The sequence below is a fragment of the Microbacterium meiriae genome, from assembly GCF_040685015.1.
In the GTDB taxonomy this organism is placed as follows: Bacteria; Actinomycetota; Actinomycetes; order Actinomycetales; family Microbacteriaceae; genus Microbacterium; species Microbacterium meiriae.
The window spans coordinates 789,061-806,355 of record NZ_JBFBHD010000001.1; the positions used below are offsets into that span (position 1 = coordinate 789,061).

15 protein-coding genes are annotated in these 17,295 nt (G+C 71.6%); 8 read left to right on the plus strand and 7 right to left on the minus strand.

Annotation, left to right across the window (positions count from 1 at the left end; genetic code table 11):
* Nucleotides 1-72 precede the first annotated feature (72 nt).
* Nucleotides 73-678 carry a zinc-binding alcohol dehydrogenase gene (locus AB0N68_RS03945; protein WP_187663095.1) on the plus strand — a complete coding sequence of 202 codons (606 nt, stop codon included), beginning with the start codon at nucleotides 73-75 and terminating at the stop codon, nucleotides 676-678.
* Here the strand turns inward: AB0N68_RS03945 and AB0N68_RS03950 are convergent.
* Nucleotides 675-1,004: a potassium transporter Trk gene (locus AB0N68_RS03950; protein ID WP_187663094.1), complete on the minus strand. Its 330-nt coding sequence runs from the start codon at nucleotides 1,002-1,004 to the stop codon at nucleotides 675-677. The genes AB0N68_RS03945 and AB0N68_RS03950 overlap by 4 nt on opposite strands.
* A gap of 95 nt (nucleotides 1,005-1,099) precedes the next feature.
* Entirely contained in the window at nucleotides 1,100-4,501 is a 3,402-nt protein-coding gene (locus tag AB0N68_RS03955) for an HtaA domain-containing protein (protein ID WP_292793312.1), read from the minus strand.
* 162 nt (nucleotides 4,502-4,663) lie between these two features.
* Between AB0N68_RS03955 and AB0N68_RS03960 the strand changes: the two genes are divergently transcribed.
* The 3 genes from AB0N68_RS03960 to AB0N68_RS03970 are packed head-to-tail and all read left to right on the plus strand — an operon-like array spanning nucleotide 4,664 to nucleotide 7,610.
* On the plus strand, nucleotides 4,664-5,770 hold the full coding sequence (locus AB0N68_RS03960) for a heme/hemin ABC transporter substrate-binding protein (RefSeq protein ID WP_292793309.1): 1,107 nt from the start codon (nucleotides 4,664-4,666) through the stop codon (nucleotides 5,768-5,770).
* The gene (locus AB0N68_RS03965) at nucleotides 5,767-6,840 is read left to right on the plus strand and encodes a FecCD family ABC transporter permease (RefSeq protein ID WP_187663091.1); all 1,074 of its coding nucleotides are present in this window, start codon (nucleotides 5,767-5,769) and stop codon (nucleotides 6,838-6,840) included. Before AB0N68_RS03960 ends, AB0N68_RS03965 begins: the two co-directional genes overlap by 4 nt.
* Nucleotides 6,837-7,610, plus strand: a complete 774-nt coding sequence (locus AB0N68_RS03970) for a heme ABC transporter ATP-binding protein (protein ID WP_292793304.1) — start codon at nucleotides 6,837-6,839, stop codon at nucleotides 7,608-7,610. Before AB0N68_RS03965 ends, AB0N68_RS03970 begins: the two co-directional genes overlap by 4 nt.
* On the opposite strand, the gene AB0N68_RS03975 is transcribed toward AB0N68_RS03970, so the two are convergent.
* Complete coding sequence (locus tag AB0N68_RS03975; protein WP_187663089.1) at nucleotides 7,607-7,975, minus strand: sterol carrier family protein; 369 nt, start codon at nucleotides 7,973-7,975, stop codon at nucleotides 7,607-7,609. The two genes, AB0N68_RS03970 and AB0N68_RS03975, sit on opposite strands and share 4 nt — an antisense overlap.
* 49 nt (nucleotides 7,976-8,024) lie before the next feature.
* Between AB0N68_RS03975 and AB0N68_RS03980 the strand changes: the two genes are divergently transcribed.
* Together AB0N68_RS03980 and purD are read left to right on the plus strand one after the other, a co-directional pair.
* Nucleotides 8,025-8,699: an NUDIX hydrolase gene (locus AB0N68_RS03980; protein WP_313366663.1), complete on the plus strand. Its 675-nt coding sequence runs from the start codon at nucleotides 8,025-8,027 to the stop codon at nucleotides 8,697-8,699.
* A 147-nt stretch (nucleotides 8,700-8,846) separates the two neighbouring features.
* Nucleotides 8,847-10,124 carry a phosphoribosylamine--glycine ligase gene (gene purD / locus AB0N68_RS03985; protein ID WP_187663087.1) on the plus strand — a complete coding sequence of 426 codons (1,278 nt, stop codon included), beginning with the start codon at nucleotides 8,847-8,849 and terminating at the stop codon, nucleotides 10,122-10,124.
* A 70-nt stretch (nucleotides 10,125-10,194) separates the two neighbouring features.
* Here the strand turns inward: purD and AB0N68_RS03990 are convergent, their stop codons facing one another.
* The 4 genes from AB0N68_RS03990 to AB0N68_RS04005 all read right to left on the minus strand — a co-directional run bounded on the left by AB0N68_RS03990 (nucleotide 10,195) and on the right by AB0N68_RS04005 (nucleotide 14,714).
* Nucleotides 10,195-10,923, minus strand: coding sequence for an amino acid ABC transporter ATP-binding protein (locus AB0N68_RS03990; RefSeq protein ID WP_292793296.1), 729 nt, complete (start codon nucleotides 10,921-10,923; stop codon nucleotides 10,195-10,197).
* Nucleotides 10,920-12,404 (minus strand): amino acid ABC transporter substrate-binding protein/permease, encoded by a 1,485-nt coding sequence (locus AB0N68_RS03995; protein WP_144881453.1) that lies wholly within the window; start codon nucleotides 12,402-12,404, stop codon nucleotides 10,920-10,922. The genes AB0N68_RS03990 and AB0N68_RS03995 overlap by 4 nt, the downstream gene beginning before the upstream one ends.
* A 148-nt stretch (nucleotides 12,405-12,552) precedes the next feature.
* Complete coding sequence (locus AB0N68_RS04000) at nucleotides 12,553-14,085, minus strand: DHA2 family efflux MFS transporter permease subunit (protein WP_292793288.1); 1,533 nt, start codon at nucleotides 14,083-14,085, stop codon at nucleotides 12,553-12,555.
* The gene (locus AB0N68_RS04005; RefSeq protein ID WP_313366664.1) at nucleotides 14,082-14,714 is read right to left on the minus strand and encodes a PadR family transcriptional regulator; all 633 of its coding nucleotides are present in this window, start codon (nucleotides 14,712-14,714) and stop codon (nucleotides 14,082-14,084) included. Before AB0N68_RS04005 ends, AB0N68_RS04000 begins: the two co-directional genes overlap by 4 nt.
* A 189-nt stretch (nucleotides 14,715-14,903) precedes the next feature.
* Here AB0N68_RS04005 and AB0N68_RS04010 point away from each other — a divergent pair, with 189 nt between their 5' ends.
* Nucleotides 14,904-15,779, plus strand: coding sequence for a phosphoribosylaminoimidazolesuccinocarboxamide synthase (locus tag AB0N68_RS04010; protein ID WP_292793286.1), 876 nt, complete (start codon nucleotides 14,904-14,906; stop codon nucleotides 15,777-15,779).
* Nucleotides 15,780-15,879: 100 nt separating this feature from the next.
* Nucleotides 15,880-17,235 carry a uracil-xanthine permease family protein gene (locus AB0N68_RS04015; protein ID WP_062766125.1) on the plus strand — a complete coding sequence of 452 codons (1,356 nt, stop codon included), beginning with the start codon at nucleotides 15,880-15,882 and terminating at the stop codon, nucleotides 17,233-17,235.
* Nucleotides 17,236-17,295: the final 60 nt, after the last annotated feature.

Genomic DNA, 17,295 nt, shown 5'->3' on the forward strand with positions numbered 1-17,295 from the left:
TTGACGCGGCTCTCCGCGGGCATTACCGTGCCGGGGCTCCGCACGGCTGCTGCACCCGCCTACGATGGGGCCATGGCCGACAAGCCGCAGTGGCTCATCCGCGAAGACGCGAGCGTCCCCGTGCTCGTCGCGCTCGCCCTGCGCCAGCTGCTGGGCATCCGGGCACCCCTGGATCTGCCGTCCCTCCGCGACCTGTCGGTCCGCGCACCCGACGCGGTGGACGCCCCGCCCGAGGTCGAGGCGCAGTGGCAGGGCTACTGGGACATGACCGTGGAGCCGCGGGCTCATCACTCGGGCGTCCCGCTGGAGTTGATCGACGGTTTCGACACGCTGGTGGCCCTCCCGGCGACCGGCGCCGAGGCGCTCTCGTCGGCGATCCGACCGCATGCCGGCACCGCGCTCCGCTATGCCACCGCCGCACACGACCGGTACGTGGGGTCGATGAAGAGCCACACCGGCGGGGACGCCTACCGGGCGTACGCGAGCGCGATCGCCGAGTTCGAGCGCGACATCGGGCGCCGTGCGCACTCCTTCGAGCTCAACGTGCAGGTGCTGCCTCTGTCGCAGCGCGGGATCTGGTGGATCGGCGACCTCACGGTCGCGGTGACGGACGGGCTCCGCCGGGACGTCGTGGCGTTCGACTCCGCGATCCGCCCCGTGATCGCCGAGCTCGCCTAGTCGCGGTCCGTGGTGCCGTCGTCGACGACGGTCTCCCGGTCGACGGTCACGACGCGGTCGTGGCGGCGGGCGAGACGCTCGAGCACCAGACCGGCCACGCCGCCGAGCGCGAGACCGATCGGCACGGTCCAGAGCAGGAGGAAGCCGAAGACCTGACCGGGCGGATAGACGACGTCGAGCGCCTGCGACTGCTCGAAGCTGCCGACCATCGTGAGGATGCCGGCGGCGATGACGCCCAGCACGACCCCGATGCCCATGAGCACGCCGTACCGCGGCACGCGGCGCACGGTCGCTTCGACGGTCTGATGGGTGTCGTGGGAGGGCATGCCTCCATTGTCCCACCCTCCGCAGCCGTGCGCAGCCGCATGCGAGACCGCCCTCCCCGGATGACCGGGGAGGGCGGTTCCGCTAGCCGCCGGTCTCAGACCTCGGTCGTCGTCTCGGCCGGCTCCCCCCTCCGGGTGCGACGCACGATCAGCACCCCGCCCGTCGCGGCGAGCGCGACGACGACCAGACCGCCCACGATCCAGGGCCACACCGGGGCCTCGTCCGAGGCGACCGGCGCGCTGATCGCGGTCACCGCCGCATCGGCTTCGGCCTCCGGCTCGGACTCCTCCTCCGCAGGAGCGCCGCACGCATCGTCGACCGGGATCACGGCGGAGACCGGGTCGAGCCCCTCGCCCGCCTGATACGTGCCGAACGCGGAGGCACCGGCCGCGGTCAGTGTCGTGGGTACGTCGTCGAGGGTCAGCGCACCGTCGGTGACGGCGGCGTCCGTGAGGGCGAACTCCGCGAGACGCACCCCCTGCTGCGCCACGGCCTCTCCGTCCTGGGTGGTCCCGGTGACATCGAAGATGAGGTACCCGGTGTCGCCCGCGAGCTCGACCCGCGCGTTCGCCAGCGTCGTGTTCAGCGCCCCGTCGTGGCCCGTGAAGGCGATGCTGCCGCCGTACGTGACCAGCCCCGCGCGCGCCTCGTCGTCCAGCGAACCGGTGCCGCTCGACCACACGAAGGCGGGATACACGTACGTCACGTCGGTCAGCGTCCAGCCACCCCGCGCGATGCCCTCGATGTAGGTCCGGAACGACTCCTTGTAGCCCCAGTGCAGGGTCGCTCCCTCCACCGTGCACACCCCGAGCTCCGTGGTCGCTCTGGCGAGGGTGAACGAGAGGCCGCGATCGACGGAGCCCTGGAAGGTGAGCGTGTGGTCGCCGTCCGCGAGCGTCGCCGGGAGGGAACCCGACCACGTCGCGACACCCGACGCATCCGCCGTCACGGTGCCGAGCAGCACCGGAGTCGAGTACACGACCACCGTGATGCCCTTTTCGTTCGCACGGAACCCGGAGGCGGAGACCGTGGCCGGCTTCCCGGCGGCGAGCGCGGCGAGGTTCTCCTCGTCGACCTCGATGCCGGTGGACGTCGGCGCGGTCGCCGGGAGCGTGGCCTTCGGCGCGACCGCGGCCGCCGCGACCGTTCCCGTCGTGCCCGAGGGCGCGGCGGCGACGGAGCCGATCGTGAACGAGACGGGGTTGAGCGTGGTGCCGTATCCCGAGAGGACGCGGTCGCGCCCGGCGTCCGTGAGGGCGGCGGGTGCCGCCGTGTAGGTGACGGCGCCGCCGGCCGCCGTGCGGACCGCGCGGGAGAGGTCGAGAGTCGCGAACGGCACCTGCGCACCCCCGCTCGTCACGAACAGCGTGGCGGAGGACGCCGAGGTGATCCGGATCATCGGATCGGCGACGGTGACGTCGAGCACCCCGTGGTGGCCGGTGAAGCGCACCGCGCCGCGGTAGACCACGCTGCCTCGCCCGGACGTCGCGTCGAAATCGCCGCCGACGGTCTGCCCGAACTGGAACTGACCGCCGGATCGGGTGGCGCCACCGGATACGGCGATCGCACCCTGGGCGATCGGGCCGGTGATGTAGTTCGTGAACGAGGACGAGATGGCCCAGCGCAGCGACCCGCCGGGGACGGTCGCAGCCGGCTTCGTCGGCGTCACCGGGGGTTTCGGCGTGACCGGGGGCTTCGGCTCGGTCGGCTTCTCGCCGAGCAGTGCGCGCCACTGCGCATCGGTGATCGTGATCGCGCCTCGCGCGTGGATGGTGTCGGCGGTCGGCATCGTGTGCTGCCGCCACACGATCACCTCGTACGTCTTCGACCGGTCGAGGTCCTTCGCCGCCGCGTTCAGGTCGACCGCGAAGGCTCCGAAGCCGATGTTCCGGACGTACTGCATGGCGAGGAAGCCGCCGCCGGCCGTCACGTCAGCCTCGGTCCCCGTCTCGATGAGCGCCACGTAGGCGCCGGTGACCGCGCCGAGGTCGGCGGCGGTGACCTTCACCGTGAGCCCGTCCGCGGCCGAGGCTCCCGTGACGGCGGCGGTGACCGACGGCCCGGGGGACGGCAGCAGGGCGTTCCACTGCGCGTCGGTGACGGTGACGGTGGAGCGCGCGTAGATCGTGTTCGCATTCGGCATGGTGTGCTGCTGCCAGACGATCACTTCATAGGCCTTCGACCGGTCCAGCGCTGTCGCCGCAGCGGTCAGGTCGACGCTGAAGCCGCCACCGGTGATGCCGCGCACGTACTGCATCGCGAGGAAGCCGCCTCCGGCCGTGACGTCGGCCTCCGTGCCCTTCTCGATCAGTGCCGCGTAGGCGCCCGAGACGGCGCCGAGCTTCGTCGCCGCTGCCGTGACCGTGAGGCCGTCATCGGCCGTCGCCGCCTTCACGGTGGTCGTGAGCCCCGAGGCGACGCGGTAGTCCAGAGCGACGCGGCGCTCCTGGTCGGCGTTGACGACGCCGCCTGCCGGGTAGGTGTACACGCCGTAGGAGCCGGGCGTCGCCGGAGTGTCCTTCAGCGTGAGCGTGACCTGGAACGAGCCCTCGGGGGTGATGTCCACCCACTGTGCGCGGATCGCGCCCTGGTACTGCGCCGGGACCTGGGTCAGCACGCCTTCGGCGAGCGCCCAGGCCTGTGCACCGACCGAACGCGCCGAGGACGGCGCCCCCTGCGAGGGCTGCCACGTCGCGGCGAAGTTGCCGAAGACCACATAGGTGCCCTGGGGCAGGTTCGACGGGATCGGGACGCCGCGCCCGCCGACGTTCGCGGTCGGGTCGTATCCGGTGCCCTTGACGACGATCTCGTCACCCGCCTGGAGGCGAGCACCCGCAGCGGGCGTGGTGCCGTCGGCGAGGAACACGTCGATGGCGGCTTCGGCGGGCACCGGCTCGGTCTCGCCCGGAGCCGTCTCCCCCGGCTCCGTCTCGCCCGGCTCCGTCTCCCCGGGCTCCGTCTCCCCGGGCTCCGTCTCGCCCGGAGTCGTCTCCCCCGGCTCCGTCTCGCCCGGCTCGACGGGCGTCGTTCCGAAGACCGTGTCCCACTGCGCAGGCGTCACCGTGACGTCGCCGCGGCCGTAGATCGTGGCGGCTGTCGGCGCGGAGTGCTGCTGCCAGACGAGCACCTCGTACGTCTTCGTGCGGTCCAGGGACGCGACGGGCGCCTGCAGCGTGAAGGAGGCGGCCCCCTGCTGCACTCTCGGGAAGGGCAGCGCGAACGCGGCGTAGCCACCACCGGCGGAGACGCCGCTCTCGGTGCCCGACACGATCAGTGCGGCATAGACGCCCGTCACGTCCGGCAGACCCTCGGCCCGCACCTGCACGGTGAGGCCGGTGGTGTCGGCGGACGACACCGTCGCGGCGACGGTCGCCGCGGCAGCGTGCGCCGGCGGGCTGGCCATCCCCCCGGCGGCGACGAGGACGAAGGAGACGAGGGCGGCGAGCACGACACGCAGGCGTGTGCTCGCTGAGGGGGTATGTGCTGTGGCGTTCACGGTTCTCCGCGGCCCGCGGGGCGCGATCGATCGTGCGCTCCCGGCGGTACCGCACGGCAGTCGGGCGAAGTGGACTTTGGTTAGGCTTGGCTAAGCAAGCCGCCGATCCCGAGCGTAGAGGGGCGTCGGCGAGGACGTCAAGTTTTAGGATAGCCTTGCCTAATGCGACGCGCCTCTGCCCTGCTCCTCGCCGCCGCGCTGGCTCTCGGACTGGCCGCCTGTGCCGGACCGGATTCCGACCCCGCGTCGACACCTCCCGTCGACGCGGCGTGCCCGCAGGCGTCGACTCCTCTCGCCGATCTCGACCTGGTCGCCGATGTGCGCGCGGCCACGGGTCCCTCGACCGCGTGCCTCGCGAGTCACGCGGTCGTCCCCGTCGATGACGACACCGCCCCGGCGCTCCCGGTGGCCGTGACCGACAGCGAAGGCCGCGAGGTCGAGATCACGGACGTCGATCGCATCCTCCCGATCGACATCTCCGGCACGATCGCCGCCACCGTGTTCGCGCTCGGGCTCGGCGATCAGGTCGTCGGGCGCGACGCGTCCACGCAGTTCCCCGGCACCGAGGACCTTCCGGTCGTCACCAAGACCGGGCACACGCTCAACCCGGAGGCGATCCTCGAACTGGCCCCGACCGTCGTGCTCACCGACACCACGATCGGTCCGAAGGAGGTCCGCCAGCAGCTGCGGGACGCCGGAATCGCGGTCGTCGTCATCTCCAGCGACCGACGGATCGACACCACCGACGCGCTCGTGACGGAGATCGCCACGGCCCTCGGCGTCCCGACGCGCGGTGCGGCGCTCATCGCCCGCCTCGACGCCGAGCTCGACGCCGCCATCGCGGAGATCGCCGCCGTCACCCCGCCCGCCGAGGCGGACAGGGCCCGCATGCTGTTCCTGTACGTGCGCGGGAGCGCCAACGTGTACTACATCTTCGGCGAGGACTCGGGGGCGGACTCCCTCATCGACGCGGTCGGCGGGGTCGACGTCGCCGAGGAGATCGGCTGGGAGGGCATGAAGCCGATGACGGCGGAAGCGCTCGTCGCCGCGCAGCCCGACGTGCTCGTGATGATGACGGACGGGTTGGAATCGGTCGGCGGCGTCGACGGACTCATCGAACGCATCCCCGCCATCGCCGAGACCCCGGCGGGCGCACATCGCCGGGTGATCGACATGGCGGACGCCGAGATCCTCAGCTTCGGCCCCCGGTCGGCCGACGTGATCAGCGCCCTCGCGCGCGCCCTGTACGCGCCGGAACCCGCCTCGTGACCGGCGAGGTCGTCACCCCGACGCCGACCCGGCATCGGGGACTGCGCTTCGCGGCGGTCGTCGTGGCCCTCGTCGTGGCCCTCCTCGTCACCTGCGTCGCGTCGATCACGAGCGGGCAGTACGACCTGTCGCCGACCGCGCTCGTCGGCGTCCTCCTGCGCGGTCTCGGCATCGACACCCCGGGGGCTGCGGCTGCGGCGACCGACGACGGCGTGATCTTCAACCTCCGCCTCCCGCGGCTGGTCCTCGGCCTCCTCGTCGGCGCCGCGCTCGCGGTCTCCGGCGTGCTCATGCAGGCCATCTTCGGCAACCCCCTCGCCGACGCGGGCGTCGTCGGCGTCTCGTCCGGCGCGGCGCTCGGCGCGGCGGCGAGCATCACGTTCGGCCTGGCCACCTTCGGCATGTGGACCACGCCCGCCTTCGCCTTCCTCGGCGGCCTCGTGGCCGTCTTCTCGGTGTACCTGCTGAGCCGCTCCGGCGGCCGCACCGAAGTGGTCACCCTGCTGCTCACCGGCATCGCGATCAACGCCATCGCCGGCGCCGGCATGGCCTTCCTCACCTTCCTCGGCACGACCTCGACGCGCGAGCAGATCGTGTTCTGGCAGCTCGGCTCGCTGAACGGCGCGCTCTGGTCGAACATCCAGCTCGTCGCGCCGCTCGTGGCGATCGGGATCGTCGTCGCCCTGATCGTGGCGCCGGGCCTGGACCTCTTCGCCCTCGGCGAGCGCACCGCCCGGCATCTCGGCGTCCCGGTCGAGCTGCTGCGGATGGTCGTCATCGTCACCGTGGCGCTGCTCGTCTGCGCGGCGGTGGCCTTCGCGGGGATCATCGGCTTCGCCGGACTCGTCGTCCCCCACCTCATGCGCATGCTGATCGGCCCGGCGCACCTGCCGCTCGTGATCGCCTCCGCCCTCGGCGGCGCCCTCCTCATCGCGGTCGCCGACCTCGTGGCCCGCACCGCGGTGCCGCTCGCGGACCTCCCGATCGGCATGATCACCTCGCTCGTGGGCGGCCCGTTCTTCCTCTGGCTCCTCGTGCGGACGCGGCGGCGGTCGGGAGGGTGGGCGTGAGCCTCCGGCTGCAGGGCCGCGGGCTCACGGTGCGCGTCGGGGACGGACGCGCCATCCTCGCCGACGCGGCCATCGACATCCACGCCTGGGAGGTGCATGCCCTCGTCGGGCCGAACGGCGCGGGCAAGTCCACCCTGTTCGGCGTGCTCTCCGGCGACATCGCTCCGGTCTCGGGCACCGTCCTCCTCGACGGCCGTCCGGTGGCGGCGACCCGCCCCCGCGACCTCGCCCGGCACCGGGCCGTGCTGCTGCAGGAGAACACCGTCACCTTCCCCTTCACGGTCGAGCAGGTCGTGCGGATGGGACGCACCCCGTGGGCGCGGACCCCGGCCGCCGCCGAGGACGACAGCGCCGTGGCCACGGCGATGGCGACGACCGAGGTCGCGGCGCTGCGGGAGCGGTCCGTCCCCTCGCTCTCCGGCGGTGAGCGCGCGCGGGTGGCGCTCGCCCGCGTGCTCGCCCAGAGCACCGGGATCCTGCTGCTCGACGAGCCCACGGCGGCGCTGGACCTCAAGCATCACGAAGACGTGATGCGCGTGGTCCGCACCCAGGCGGAGGCCGGGGTCGCGGTCGCGATCGTGCTGCACGATCTGAACGCCGCGCTCGCGCATGCCGACCGCGTCACCCTGCTCGCCGACGGGCGGGTCGCCGCCACCGGCACGCCGGACGAGGTCCTCACGGCCGCGCGGATCGAGGAGGTCTACGGGCAGCCCGTCGACGTCTTCCCGCACCCGCGCACCGGGGTGCCGCTCGTCGTCGCCCGCCGCTAGGGACGCAATGGGAGCACGCCGGTGAGGTCAGCGCGCGTGCCCGAGGCGTGGATGCGCCCGGCCGTCGCGGCGTCCGCCCACGGTTCGGCGCCGGTGGCGACCGCGATCCAGGTGGCCGCGTCCATCTCCACGACGTTCGGCGGCGTGCCGCGTGTGTGCCGCGGCCCCTGGATCACCTGCACGGCTCCGAACGGCGGGACCCGCACCTCGACGCTGTTGCCAGGGGCCTTCTCGTCGAGCAGCTGCAGCAGGTAGCGCACCGCGGTCGCGAGTTCCGCACGCGCCGGCTTCGTCCCCGCGGCTTCCGCGTCGCGCACGGCACCGAGCGCCGCGCGCCCGTCGACGATGTCGATCTTCCTGGCCATCCCCCCACCCTAGATCCGCCGCCCCGGACCGGGTCATAAGCTCGAGGACATGAGCATGCATCCGCAGGGCGCCCGGGCCGAGCTGCTCGCCGCCGCGGCCGACCACTCCTGGAGCGTGCCGATCCCTCCGCTCGCGGACCCGGGCGGCGCCCACGACGCCTCCGTGCTCATCCTCTTCGGCGTCCTCGACCACATCCCCGCACCGACCGTGGACGCGGCGGTCGCACGCGATCTCGACGTCCTGCTGCAGCGTCGCGCTCCGACGCTCTCCTCGCATCCGGGCCAGGTCTCCTTCCCCGGCGGACGCGCCGAAGCGGCCGACGCCGACGCGGTCGCCACGGCGCTGCGGGAGGCCGAGGAGGAGACCGGCCTCGACCCCGACGGCGTGGAGGTGCTCGCCACGCTCCCCGTCATCCCCCTCGCTGCCAGCAACCACCTCGTCACCCCCGTGCTCGCCTGGTGGCAGTCGCCGTCCCGCGTCGTCGCCGTCGACCACGCGGAGACCGTCGACGTGTTCCGCGTCCCCGTCGCCCAGCTCCTCGACCCGGCGACCCGTTTCACCTCGACCCTGTCCCGTGCCGGCCGCACGTTCCGCGGACCCGCCTTCGACGTGGACGGCACGATCGTGTGGGGCTTCACCGCCATGGTTCTCGACGCGCTGTTCGACGCGACCGGCTGGACCGTGCCCTGGGACACCGCGGACGAGCGCCCGATCGCGCTCTGACCCTCCCGACCTCCGTGCACAGCTCAGGAGAACCGCGGCGGATCGGTCCGGATATGCCGTCGGATCCCGGCTGCCGCGCCGATAGTCCTGAGTTGTGAACGCGGGACCGGCCGAAACCCCGCGCACGTGCCTCGATAGGCTGGACGCGTGAAGATCCTCGTCCTCGGTTCCGGTGCCCGTGAGCACGCGATCATCCTGGCGCTGCGCGCCGAGTCCACCGCGCACGAGATCCTCGTCGCCCCCGGCAACGCCGGCATCGCGCAGGACGCGACCCCCGTCGCCCTCGACCCGCTGGACGGCGCCGCGGTCACGGCCTTCGCGAACGAGCACGCGATCGACCTCGTCGTCATCGGCCCGGAGGCTCCGCTCGTGGCAGGCGTCGCGGACGAGCTCCGCGGCCGCGGCATCCCCGTCTTCGGACCCGGCAAGGCCGCCGCGCAGCTCGAGGGCTCCAAGGCCTTCGCCAAGCGCGTCATGGACGCCGCCGGTGTGCCGACCGGCCGCGCGGTCCGCGCTGCCACGGTCGCCGACGTCGAAGCCGCGTTCGAGGAGCTCGGCGCCCCGCACGTGGTCAAGGCCGATGGACTCGCCGCGGGCAAGGGTGTCATCGTCACCTCCGACCGCGCCGAGGCCCTGGCCCACGCGGAGCAGTACCTCCCGGCCGGCCCCGTCCTGGTCGAGGAGTTCCTGTCCGGCCCCGAGGTCTCGCTGTTCTTCCTCAGCGACGGCGACACGGTACGCGCCCTCAGCCCGGCACAGGACTTCAAGCGTGCCCTCGACGGCGACGCCGGCCCCAACACCGGAGGCATGGGAGCGTACTCCCCGCTGCCCTGGCTCGCGGAGCAGTTCGGCAGCGAGCAGGCGTTCGTCGAGGAGGTCACCCGCGACGTCGCGCTCCCGGTCGTCCGACAGCTCGATGCCGAGGGGACCCCGTTCATCGGGCTCCTCTACGCCGGCCTCATCCTCACCCCGCAGGGCGTGCGCGTGATCGAGTTCAACGCGCGCTTCGGCGACCCGGAGACCCAGGTCGTGCTGCCGCGGCTGGAGACCCCGCTGTCCCAGCTCCTCTTCGCCGCCGCGTCCGGCACGCTCGAGGACCAGCCGGAGCCCGTGTTCCGCGATGAGGTCGCGATCACCGTGGTCCTGGCGAGCGAGGGATATCCCGAGGCGCCGCAGACCGGGCGTCCGATCGAGGGCCTGACCGACGCCGCCGCGGTCGAGGGCGTCCGTCTGGTGCACGCCGCGACCGCCAGCCCCGACGCACCCGGGGGCTCGCTCATCGCGACGGGCGGCCGTGTGCTGAACGTCGTCGCTGTGGCCCCGGACTTCGGCACCGCCCGCGCCCGCGCCTACGACGCCATCGGCCGCATCCGCCTCGAGGGCTCCCACCACCGCACCGACATCGCTGCCCGCGTCGCCCGCTGACCCGCTTCACGTAGCGAATGGCTGCATCCCGACCGGGAATGCAGCCATTCACGCGACTCGAAAGCCGGGGTCAGAGAACCTTGGACAGGAAGTCCTGGAGGCGTTCGTTCTTGGGGGCGCCGAACAGGTCGGCGGGGGTGCCCTCCTCGACCACGACGCCGCCGTCCATGAAGACCGTGCGGTCGGACACCTCGCGCGCGAAGCCCATCTCGTGGGTCACGAGCACCATGGTCATGCCGCCCTCGGCCAGATCGCGGATGACCTGCAGCACCTCGCCGACCATTTCCGGGTCGAGGGCACTGGTGGCCTCGTCGAACAGCATGATCTCCGGGTCCATCGCGAGCGCACGGGCGATGGCCACGCGCTGCTTCTGACCGCCGGAGAGCGACGCGGGCTTCGCGTCCGCCTTCTCCGACAGGCCGACGCGCTCGAGCAGCGAGCGGGCGCGGTCGCGGGCCTCGGCCTTCGTCATGCGGCCCAGCTCGACCGGGGCGAGCGTGATGTTCTCCAGCACGGTCATGTGCGGGAACAGGTTGAAGTGCTGGAACACCATGCCGATACGCTGCCGCACCTCGTCCAGCTTCACGCTCTTGTCGGTGAGGTCGACACCGTCGATGATCACGCGCCCCGACGTCGGCTCCTCGAGCTTGTTGAGGCAGCGCAGCAGCGTCGACTTGCCCGAGCCGGACGGGCCGATCACCGCGATGACCTCGCCGTCCTCGACCGTGAGATCGATGCCTTTGAGCACCTCGTTGTCGCCGAAGGACTTGTGCAGGTCCCTGACCTCGATCTTGCTCATGCGTTGGCCTTCCTCTCCAGGCGGTTCGCGAGCAGCGTCAGCAGCGTGATCACGACGAAGTAGATGATGGCGACGATCGTCAGCACCTGCGCCGAGAGATACGTCGAGGCGATGATCTGACGCGAGACGAAGGTCAGCTCGGCGAGACCGATGACGCTGATGAGCGAGGTGTCCTTCAGCGTGATGATGCCCTGGTTCACGAACGACGGGATCATGATCCGGAACGCCTGCGGCAGCACGACCTTCCGCATCGTCTTCCAGTGGCTGAGACCGAGCGAGCGCGACGCCTCCGCCTGACCGGGGTCGACCGCCTGGATCCCGCCGCGGATGATCTCGGTCATGTACGCACCGGTGTTCAGCGACAGGGTGATCGCACCGGCCACGAACGGGTCGAACTTGAGGTCCGGAATGAGCTGCGGAATGGCGAAGAACACGAAGAACGCCTGGATCAGGATCGGGGTCCCGCGGAAGACGTAGACGTAGGCGGTCGCGATCCAGCGGAACGGCGCGAACTTCGACAGGCGCCCGAAGCCGAAGATGATCCCGAGGATGAAGGCTGCGATCACCGCGACGATCGTGGCGAGGATCGTGAGCCACAGACCCTGCATCAGGGCCGGCCAGTACTTCACCGCGACCGAGATGATGTCGGTGGGCTGCGCCTCCTGCGCGTCGTCACCCGTCGCGAGGTAGGTGTCCACGATCTCGTCGTACGCGCCGGAGTCCTGCAGGTTGGCGAGGCCGGCGTTGAACATCTCCAGGAGCTCGGCGTTCTCGCCCTTGTTCACCGCGAAGCCGTACTCGCCGCCGAGCGCCGGCTCGCCGACGAGGCGGAAGCCGGACCCCTGCTGGATGCCGTAGGCGAGCACGGGGAAGTCCTCGAAGTAGCCGACGGCCTGACCCGCCTTGACCGCGTCGACCATGTCGGTCGTGTCCTGATAGGGCGTGATGCGGAAGCCGTACTCGTCGGCGTTCTCCTCGGCGAAGGTCTGCCCCTGGGTGCCGGTCTTCACCGCGACGGTCTTGCCGTCGAGGTCGTCGAGGGACTCGATGTCGCTGGACTCGAGCACGCCCAGCTGCACGCCGCTCGTGAAGTACGGGTCGCTGAAGTCGAAGGTCTGCTGGCGCTCCTCGGTGATCGACATCCCGGCCATGACGGCATCGACCTGGTTCGACTGCAGCGCCTGCACCGCGGCGTCGAAACCGAGCTGGCGGATCTCCACGTCGAAGCCCTGGTCCTCCGCGATCGCGCGCAGGAGATCCATGTCGATGCCGACAAGGTCGCCGGACTCGTTCGTGAACTCGAACGGCGCGAAGGTCGTGTCGGTGCCGATGACGTAGGTCTCGCCGTCGTCGGCCGCGGTGGCGGGCGCGGCTCCGGCGAGCAGCGCCCCGGCGGCGACGAGCGCGGCGAGAGCGGTCGCGCCGGCGGTGCGGCCGAACCGCCGCAGACGGCTCGGCGGAGAGGATGGATGGCGGCTCACGTCGAGTGCTCCTCGGGGGTTCGGAAGGGCGGCCCGGCGGCCGCCGACCATCCACCCTAACCCTGCACCTCCCGCGCACCGGAATCTCGGAGAGACGCCCGACACTGCCGGAAGCCGCGTGGATACCGGCGTGTCGGGGTCATCGCGGTCACGCCGGAGGGGTTGTGGCGACGGGCTCGTCCTTGCGGTCGTGTCCGCGGAGGAACAGCGAGGCGACGAGGGCGATGAGGATCACGCCGGCGGGCAGCAGGAGGGTCTGGGACATGCCCGCAGCGAAGCCCTCGGCGACCTGCGGCGGCAGTGCGCCGCTGCCCGTGCCGGCCGGGGCGTCGGCCAGACCGGGGAGGTTCGCCTCCAGCCGCGACTGCATGAACGCGGCGATCGACGCGGAGCCGATGACCGACCCGATGGTGCGCGTGGTGTTGTAGATGCCCGCGCCGGCACCGGCCTGCCGCGGCGGCAGCTTGCGCGTGGCCGTGGTCGCCAGCGGCCCCCACATGCCCGCGTTGCCGATGCCCATCAGGGCGGACGGCAGCAGGAACATCAGGATGGGGGTGTCCATCGTGGTCAGGGCGGAGTACCAGACCAGGGCAGCCGCGACGCAGATCAGGCCGGGGACGAGGATGATACGCGGGTCGACACGGTCCAGGATCTTCCCGGCGACCGGGGCGAGCACGCCCGACAGCACGGCCATCGGGATCAGCAGCATCGCCGCCTCGGTCGGGGTGAGGCCGCGCGCCGTCTGCAGGAAGAACATCATCGGCAGCGACATGCTCGTGACGGTGAAGCCGACCGCGGCGATCGCCACGTTCGCGCCGGAGAAGTTCCGGTCGCGGAAGAGCGCGAGCGGCACGAGGGGTTCGCTGCGGGTGCGCGCCTGCTGCACGATGAAGAGCGCGAGCACCACGACGCCCGCGATGATGAGCCCCCAGACCGAGATCGGCCCCACGATGGTCCCCCAGTCGTACTTCTCGCCCTCCTGCAGCCCGAAGACGATGAGGAAGAGCGCGACGGCGCTGAGCACGACGCCGACGAGGTCGAACCGGTGCGGGTGCGTCTTCAGCTTCGGCACGAGGATCCAGGCGAGCACGAAGGCGATGACGCCGACGGGGAGGTTGACGAAGAAGATCCACTCCCACCCGAAGCCGTCGACGAGCAGACCGCCGGCGAGGGGGCCGACCAGAGTGGCGACGCCGGCCGTGGCGCCCCAGAGGCCCATCGCCGCGCCGCGGCGGTTGGGCGGGAACGTGCGGGTGATCACGGCCATGGTCTGCGGCGTCATGAATGCGGCGCCGAGCCCCTGGACCGCGCGGGCAGCGATCAGGCCCTCGAGCGTGGTGGACAGTCCGCACCAGAGCGAGGCGAGGGTGAAGACCGCGAGCCCGATGAGGTAGATGTTCTTCGGCCCGAAGCGGTCGCCGAGTCGTCCGGTGATCAGCAGCGGGACGGCGTAGGCGAGCAGGTAGGCGCTGGTGACCCACACGACGTTGTCGAGGTTGTTCGTGTCGGGGTCGAGGGCGGCCTTGATCGCCGGGTTCGCGACGGAGACGATCGTGGTGTCGACGAGGATCATGAAGAACCCGATGACGAGCGCCCAGAGCGCCGGCCACGGACTCTTCGGTGCGTGACCGGCGGCGAAGGGCCCGGTCTCGGGTCCCGAGGTCTGACGGGAATCGGTCATTGCTGTGCAGCCTTTCGCTGGGCGCGGTAGCGGTCGGTGTCGTCGAAGGCGTCGGGGCCCCAGCGGAGCTCGTCGCCGTCGAGGCGGGTGAGGAGGGAGTCGAGCCAGCGGAGCTCGGCGTCGAGCAGCGCCTCCTGCCGTTCGATCTCGACGAGGACCTGCGGCGGGACGCCCTTGGCGCGGGCGGCGGCGAGGCCGTCGTGGTGGAGAGCGTACGAGGCGACGAGGGCCTCACGCCGTTCCTGCAGCAGCGCGACGGCGTCGTCCCGGTCGAGGTTGTGCGACTCGGCGAGCGCGACGCGGGCGTCGGTCTCGCGGTCGATGCGGGGAAGGGAGCGCCGCACCCAGGCGACCACCGCCTCCCGTCCGGCGTCGGTGAGGGTGTAGGTCGTGCGTTCCGGCCGGTTGCCCTCGCGGTCCGTGCCGACCTCGTCGAGCAGCCCCGCCCGCTGGAGTCGGGCGACGGTGTGATAGAGCGTGCCGTTGGTGACGGTGATGAGCCGGTCGTCGTGTCGCGCGCGGAGCAGGCGCACCATCTCGTACGGGTGCATGTCGCTCTCGCGGAGCAGTGCCAGCACCATGACGCCGAGCGGCGTGAGCGCCGCCACCACATCCCTGCTCTTCCCCACGCCACTCCCCCTCATGCCCTGTCCCCTGCCCCGCACGAATAGTCCACATGGACTATACACCCGCCCCTCCTCCGCCGAGACCCCGTCTTTCCGGCGAGACCCCGGGGTCCCGGCGCGCTCACCCCGGGGTCTCGACGCGAACGCGGGGTCTCGGCGCGGAAGAGCACGCATCACCGGGATAATGGGCGGGTGAGCACACCGTCCGCAGGAAACGCGCAGGCCATCCCCGGGTGGCGACACCTCTACTCCGGGAAGGTCCGCGACCTCTACGCGTCCGAAGACCCGGGAGACACCCGCATCCTCGTCGTCGCGTCCGACCGCGTCAGCGCGTTCGACGTCGTGCTCTCCCCGGGCATCACCGACAAGGGCGCCCTGCTGACGCGCCTCAGCCGCTGGTGGTTCGCCCAGCTGGACGTGCCGAATCACCTCACGGACGGCGACCTGCCGGAGGAGGTGGCCGATCGCGCCATGCTCGCCCAGTCGCTCGAGATGCTGCCGATCGAGTGCGTGGTGCGCGGGTACATCACCGGCTCCGGCTGGGCCGAGTACCAGGAGCACGGCACCGTGTGCGGCATCGCCCTGCCGGCAGGGCTGCAGAACGGCGACCGTCTGCCCGAGCCGCTGTTCACCCCGGCCTACAAGGCGCCGATGGGTGAGCACGACGAGAACATCACGTTCGACCGCGTCGTCGAGCTCGTCGGGGCGGACCGGGCGGCCGAGCTCCGCGACGCCTCGCTCGCGATCTACCGTCGGGCCGCGGCCATCGCCGAGGAGAAGGGCCTCATCCTCGCCGACACGAAGTTCGAGTTCGGGACCGACGCCGACGGCACCCTCCGCCTCGCGGACGAGGTCCTCACGAGCGACTCCTCCCGGTACTGGGACGCTGAGGCCTGGCGCACGGGGTCGACGCCTGCCGAGCGGATGGCGAGCTTCGACAAGCAGATCGTGCGCGACTGGCTCGCGGCGAACTGGGACAGGCAGGGCGAGCCCCCCGTGCTGCCCGACGAGGTCGTCGCCCGGACGGCCGCCCGGTACCGCGAGCTCATCGACCGCCTCGGCGCCTGACACCGCGCTCCCCGCGACCGCGAGGCGCACAGGGAAAACTCAGGAATCGGTAGTGTTGCTCCAGCACTCCGCCCCCGATCCCGAACCCTGAGGAGCCCGCATGGCTTTGTGGAAGCTGCACGGAAACGGCCGCACCGTCGAGCCCGGCGCCGTCGTCACCCCCGAGGAACGTCTGTCCTGGCCCGCGACCATCGCCATCGGCGCGCAGCACGTCGTCGCGATGTTCGGCGCCACGTTCCTCGTGCCGACGCTCACCGGCTTCCCGGTGTCGACGACCCTGCTCTTCAGCGGCATCGGCACGCTGCTCTTCCTCCTCATCACGAAGAACCAGCTGCCCAGCTACCTCGGCTCCTCGTTCGCCTTCATCGCCCCCATCACCGCGGCCGTCGCGGCGGGCGGCACCGGCTCGGCCCTCGCGGGCGTGGTCGCGGTGGGCGTGCTCCTCGCGGTCGTGGGCCTCGTCGTGCAGTTCGTCGGCCTGCGCTGGGTCGACGCCCTGATGCCCCCGGTCGTCGCCGGCGCCATCGTCGCGCTCATCGGCTTCAACCTCGCCCCCACCGCCTGGAGCAACTTCGCGCTCGACCCGGTGACCGCCACGATCACCCTCGTCGCGATCATCCTCTTCGCCGTGCTCTTCCGGGGCTTCCTCGGACGGATCTCGATCTTCCTCGGCGTCGCCGTCGGCTTCATCTGGGCCGCGTTCAACGGCTCGTTCGAGGTGCCCAACCCGCTCCGCGGCGACAAGACCCCCGCCGAGCTCATCGCGGACGCCCCCTGGATCGGCCTCCCGCACTTCCAGTTCCCGGACTTCGTCGAGCCGGGCACCTGGTCGACCATCGCGATGTTCCTGCCCGTCGTGCTCGTGCTCATCGCGGAGAACGTCGGCCACGTGCGCGGTGTCGCGACCATGACCGAGGACCCCGCCATCAACCGTCACACCGGCCGCGCGCTCATCGCCGACGGCGTCGCCACGACCATCGCGGGTGGCTTCGGCGGCTCGGGCACCACGACCTATGGCGAGAACATCGGCGTCATGGCCGCGACCCGCGTGTACTCCACCGCCGTGTACTGGGTGGCGGGTCTGTTCGCGATCCTCCTCGCCTTCTCCCCGAAGGTCGGCGAGGTGTTCAACTCGATCCCCGCGGGCGTGCTCGGCGGGGCGACGACCGCGCTCTACGGCCTCATCGGCATCATCGGCATCAAGATCTGGGTGGACAGCCGCGTCGACTTCTCCCGGCCGGTCAACCAGTACACCGCCGCGGTGTCCCTCGTGATCGGCATCGCCGGGTTCACGATGCAGCTCGGTGACTTCGCCTTCGGCGGGATCGTGCTGGGTACGGTCGCGGCGCTGCTCATCTACCACCTGGGCAACCTCATCGCCCGGGCGCGCAAGACCGGCGCCGACGACCCGAAGCCCCTCGAGCCCGTCGGCCCCCTCGGCGGCGACCCCGCGTAACGCCCCGCCCGCTCCGGGGTGCGTGCGGGACGGGTTTCGCTCCTCCCGCACCCCTCGAAA